This window comes from Streptomyces sp. NPDC014734, assembly GCF_043083325.1.
Taxonomy (GTDB): Bacteria; Actinomycetota; Actinomycetes; order Streptomycetales; family Streptomycetaceae; genus Streptomyces.
Genome location: NZ_JBIBYN010000059.1, coordinates 1 through 4,472, shown reverse-complemented (window position 1 = coordinate 4,472; position 4,472 = coordinate 1). Strand labels below are relative to the sequence as shown.

Annotated in this window: 4 protein-coding genes; all 4 read left to right on the top strand. The window is 73.7% G+C overall.

The features are described 5' to 3' along the window. On the top strand, positions 1-1,384 hold a 1,384-nt coding region (locus tag ACF1CT_RS37310), incomplete at its 5' end, for a lantibiotic dehydratase (protein WP_391788482.1). Further along, on the top strand, positions 1,378-2,931 hold the full coding sequence (locus ACF1CT_RS37305) for an amino acid adenylation domain-containing protein (protein WP_391788481.1): 1,554 nt from the start codon (positions 1,378-1,380) through the stop codon (positions 2,929-2,931). The genes ACF1CT_RS37310 and ACF1CT_RS37305, both read left to right, overlap by 7 nt. Then, positions 2,928-3,944, top strand: a complete 1,017-nt coding sequence (locus ACF1CT_RS37300) for a threonine/serine dehydratase (RefSeq protein WP_391788480.1) — start codon at positions 2,928-2,930, stop codon at positions 3,942-3,944. The genes ACF1CT_RS37305 and ACF1CT_RS37300 overlap by 4 nt, the downstream gene beginning before the upstream one ends. Before the next feature lie 111 nt (positions 3,945-4,055). Next, positions 4,056-4,352 carry an acyl carrier protein gene (locus ACF1CT_RS37295; protein ID WP_391788479.1) on the top strand — a complete coding sequence of 99 codons (297 nt, stop codon included), beginning with the start codon at positions 4,056-4,058 and terminating at the stop codon, positions 4,350-4,352. Positions 4,353-4,472 lie beyond the last annotated feature (120 nt).

Genomic DNA, 4,472 nt, shown 5'->3' with positions numbered 1-4,472 from the left:
CCGTGACGCCGGTGCGCTGTGCGAGGCGCTCGCCGCGCTGGAGGAGGACTTCACCCGGATCACCGACACCGCCTCCCAGCGCGCCAAGGGCACCCGCACCGCACCGAACCGGTCGCTGGTCTACTCCGACACCCGGCGCTCCGCCACCGCCCGGCTGAGCACCGCCGTCCTGGACGAACTGACTCCGCTCTCCCTGTGCCTGACGGCCGTGGGATGGCTCACCAGCCGGTACGCGGAGTCCATGCGCGCCCGGATCCGCGAGAGCTTCGACCGGGTGCGCGGCGACCGGCCGACCACCGACCTCGCCTCGCTCTGGTTCGCCTGCCTGCCGGCCCCGCACGCCGCGTCCATGCCGGAAGCGGACCGGATCGGCGCCGAACTGCGCGAGCGCTGGGCCCGGATCATCGACGCCCCCGAAGGCGCTCGCCGGGTGCAGCTTTCCTGCGCGGACATCGCCGACCGGGTCCGCGAGGAGTTCGACGGCCCGCGCGACGGCTGGTCGCTCTCCCGCTACGTCAGCCCCGACGTACTCATCATGGCCAAGGACGCCGCGGCGGTCGAGCGGGGCGATTTCGAACTCGTCCTGGGCGAACTGCACATCGCCATGAACACCGTGGCCGCCTCGCTCTTCGTCAACCAGCACCCGGCCGTCGAGGAGCTCCTCGCCGAGACCAGCCGCGACTTCCCCGGGCCCCGGCTGATGCCGATGCTGCCCAAGGAACTGCCGCTGAAGTGGTCGGCGCGCAGCCGCCCCGCCCTGGACCGCCCGGAGGACTACTTCGTCGCCGTCGCCGACCACACCGCCGACCCGCACCGGGACCGCACCGTGCTCAGCGCGGAGGTCACCGTGGCCGACCGCGACGGCCGGCTGACGGCCGTTCTGCCGGACGGCAGTGAGTTCGACGTACTGGACGTCTTCAGTCACGCCCTCACCAACCGCGTCATGGACCGCTTCGCGCTCCGACCCGACGCGGACCATGTGCCGCGGGTGGCGGTGGACAAGCTGGTGGTGAGCCGGGAGTCGTGGCGGTTCACGGGCGGTGATCTGGGGTTCGCGGGGGAGAAGAGCGAGGCCCGGCGGTATGTGCGGGCGCGGAACTGGCGGAGCGAGCGGGGTCTGCCGCGGTACGTGTTCGTGGTGTCGCCGACGGAGCCGCGTCCGTTCTACGTGGATTTCGACGCCCCGGTGTATGTGAACATCCTGGCCAAGGCCGCGCGGCGGCTGGCGCGGAAGGACCCGGAGGCCAAGCTCACCATCACCGAGATGCTGCCCACCCCCGAGCACGCGTGGCTCACCGACGACCGGGGCAACGCGTACACCTCCGAACTCCGCTTCGTCGCCGTCGACCAGGAGCACCGGCAGGGAGGCGTGCCGTCATGGTGAGCTTCCTCGACACGATCCGCGCGCACGCCGTGCGCACGCCCGGGGCCACCGCTCTGCGCACTCCGGCCGGCTCCGTCAGCTACCGTCGGTTGGACACCTGGACCGACGGGCTGGCCCGCACCCTGACCGCCCGGGGAATCGGGCGGGAGCGGGTCTGCGCCATCGCGCTGGAACCGGGGCCGGAGAGCGTGGTGGCGGTGGCCGCGGTACTCCGCGCGGGAGGCGCCTTCCTCACACTGGACGTGACGCAGCCGCTGCCCCGGCTGGCCGCCATGCTCCGCAGCGGCGGCGCCACCGCCCTGCTCACCCGGAGCACGGTGCGGCGGAGTACGGGGCTGACGGTGGAAGGACCGGTGATCGACCTCGACGAACTGGACGGGCCGGACGGCCCGGACGGTCCTGCCGGTTTCGAAGGAGTGGAGACCTCCGACGGGTGGCCGGAGGCATCCGGACGGCAACTCGCCTACGTCAGCCACACGTCCGGCTCCACCGGCACCCCGAACGCCGTCCTGATCGAGCGGGCCGGCCTCGACTCGTATCTGCGCTTCATCGTCCGCGACTACGGCCTCGGCCCGCACACCGTGGCGCTCCAGGTCGCTCCCCTCGGCTACGACGCCTCCATCCGCGACACCTTCGCCCCGCTGGTCGCCGGGGGCACCGTGCTCCTGGCGGAGCGGAGCACCCTGCTGCGCGCCGACAGTTTCGCGGAGACCCTGCGACGTGAGGGCGTCGACACCCTGCTGAGCGTCACCCCGTCCTTCCTCACCTTCCTCGCCCAGCAGGACCGGGCCGAGGAGCGGCTGAGCGGACTGCGCCTGGTGGTGGCCAGCGGCGAATCGCTGCTGCCGTTCCTCAGCTCCGGCGCCCGCCGGCTGCTGCCCGGCAATCTGGTCAACCAGTACGGCCCCACCGAATGCACCATGACCGCCACCCGCTACGCGGTGCCCCCCGAACCGGAGACCACCGCCGACCTGGTCGGGACCCCGATCGACGGGATGTCGGCGAGACTGGTCGGCCCCGACGGACGGGAGGTGCCGCCGGGCGAGACCGGCGAGATCGTCCTCGGCGGCATCGGGGTGGCGCGCGGCTACCGGGGCCGGCCCGAGCTGACCGCCGACCGCTTCCGCCCGGATCCGGGCGGGCCGCCGGGCGCACGCGCCTACCGCACCGGAGACCTGGCACGGCGCAGGCCGGACGGCGTACTGGAGTACCTGGGCCGCTCCGACCGGCAGGTGAAGATCCGGGGCTACCGGGTCGACCCCGCCGAGATCGAGGGCGTGCTGCTCGGCCACCCCCGGGTGACCGGCGCCGTCGTCACCGCCGAACCCGACGAACGGGGGCGGGTGTTCCTGTACGCCCATGTCACCGGAGCGCTCGACACCGTCACCGACGCGGAGCTGCGCAGGCACCTCGCGAAGGCCCTGCCGCCGCACATGATGCCGCGCCGGTTCCACCGCATCGACCGGCTGCCCACCACACGCACGGGCAAGACGGACCGGGCCGCCCTGCACCACGGCCGCCCGCAGGTCGCGGGCCGGACGCCGTGACCGCCGCCGGCATCCGCCTCGGCCCGGCCGAGGTGCGGGAGGCGGCGGAACGGATCCGCGGGCCGGTGCGCCGTACGCCGCTGCTGACCGCCGACGCACTGCCGGAGTCGCCCGGCCGCGGACTGCGCGGACTGCTGCTGAAGGCCGAACACCTCCAGCGCGGCGGCTCGTTCAAGGCCCGGGGCGCCGCCAACGCCATGCTCGGCCGGGACACCCCGGCGGTGGTCGCCGGCTCCTCCGGCAACCACGGGATCGCGGTGGCCGCGCTCGCCCGCCGGACCGGCACCGAGGCCACCGTGGTGATGGCGTCCGGAGCGGGCCGGGCCAAGGCCGACGCCATCCGCGGGCTGGGCGCCCGGGTGCTGACGGTGGACGGCGGCGTCGCCGCACGCGACCGGATCGCCCGGCAACTGGCCGCGGACACCGGTGCCCTGCTGGTGCCGTCCTCGGACGACGAACGTGTCGTCGCCGGGCAGGGCACCGTGGCCCTGGAGATTCTGGAGGAGGTGCCCGATCTCGATCTGCTGTTCGTGCCGGTCGGCGGCGGCGGGCTGCTGGCGGGCAGCTGCCTGGCGGCCGGCCTCGCCGGGCGCCCGCTGCGGGTCATCGGCGTGGAGCCCCGGCAGGCGTGCCGCTACGCCGCGTCGGTCGCCGCCGGACGTCCGGTGGAGCTGCCCGCCTCGCAGACCGTCGCCGACGGACTGCGCGGCCAGCGGCCCGGCGAGATCATCTTCCCCATCGTCCAGCGGCGCGTCGACGAACTGATCGCCGTCGAGGACGAGGAGATCCTCCAGGCCATGGAGCTGCTGCACCGGGCCGGCCTGCCCGCCGAACCGAGCGGATCCACGGCTCTGGCCGGCGCGCTCCGGCGCGGCTTCCGCGGACGTACGGCCGTGGTGGTCTCCGGCGGCAACTCGTCGGCCGCCCTGGCCGCCATGGGCGCGGGCGCGGCCGCCGGGCCGGGCCCCCAGGCCCCGCCGCCCCCCGTACCACCGCTGCCCGTCCTGTCATGACGTCAGTGCCGCTCCCGGCGACGCCCGCCCTGCGGGACGGCCCTTGCCGGTCGCGGCACTGAACCCACTCAAGACCGCTTTCGTCTCTGCCTCTACTTCGAAGGAGCCACTATGACCGTCCAGGACCAGGTCGTCGCGCGGGACCTGCGGACCACCGCCGGGCTGACCGAACTGATCACCCGCTTCTACCAGGAGGCGCTGAGCAACGAAGGACTCGACGCGGACGCGGACTTCTTCGAATCCGGCGGTGACTCACTGACGGCGTTTCAGATCACCGGCCGCATCCAGGAGGTGCTGGACACCGAGATCGCGGTCGCCCTGGTCTTCGCCTACCCCACCCCCGCGGAGCTGGCGGAGATCGTCGCCGAGGACCTCGCACAGGCTCCGGCGGGCGTGGCCCATGAGTGACGACGGCGCCCTGCTGCTGGGCCGCCGTTGGCGGTTGTGGGAGCAGTTCTCGTTGCGTGGGCCGGGTTTTCCGGTGGGGGGTGTGTTGGATCTGGCGCCGGTGGATGTGTCGGTGTATGC

Coding starts and splice junctions, on each gene's coding strand:
- ACF1CT_RS37305 (WP_391788481.1), top strand. CDS start 1,378: ATGGTGAGCTTCCTCGACACGATCCGCGCGCACGCCGTGCGCACGCCC.
- ACF1CT_RS37295 (WP_391788479.1), top strand. CDS start 4,056: ATGACCGTCCAGGACCAGGTCGTCGCGCGGGACCTGCGGACCACCGCC.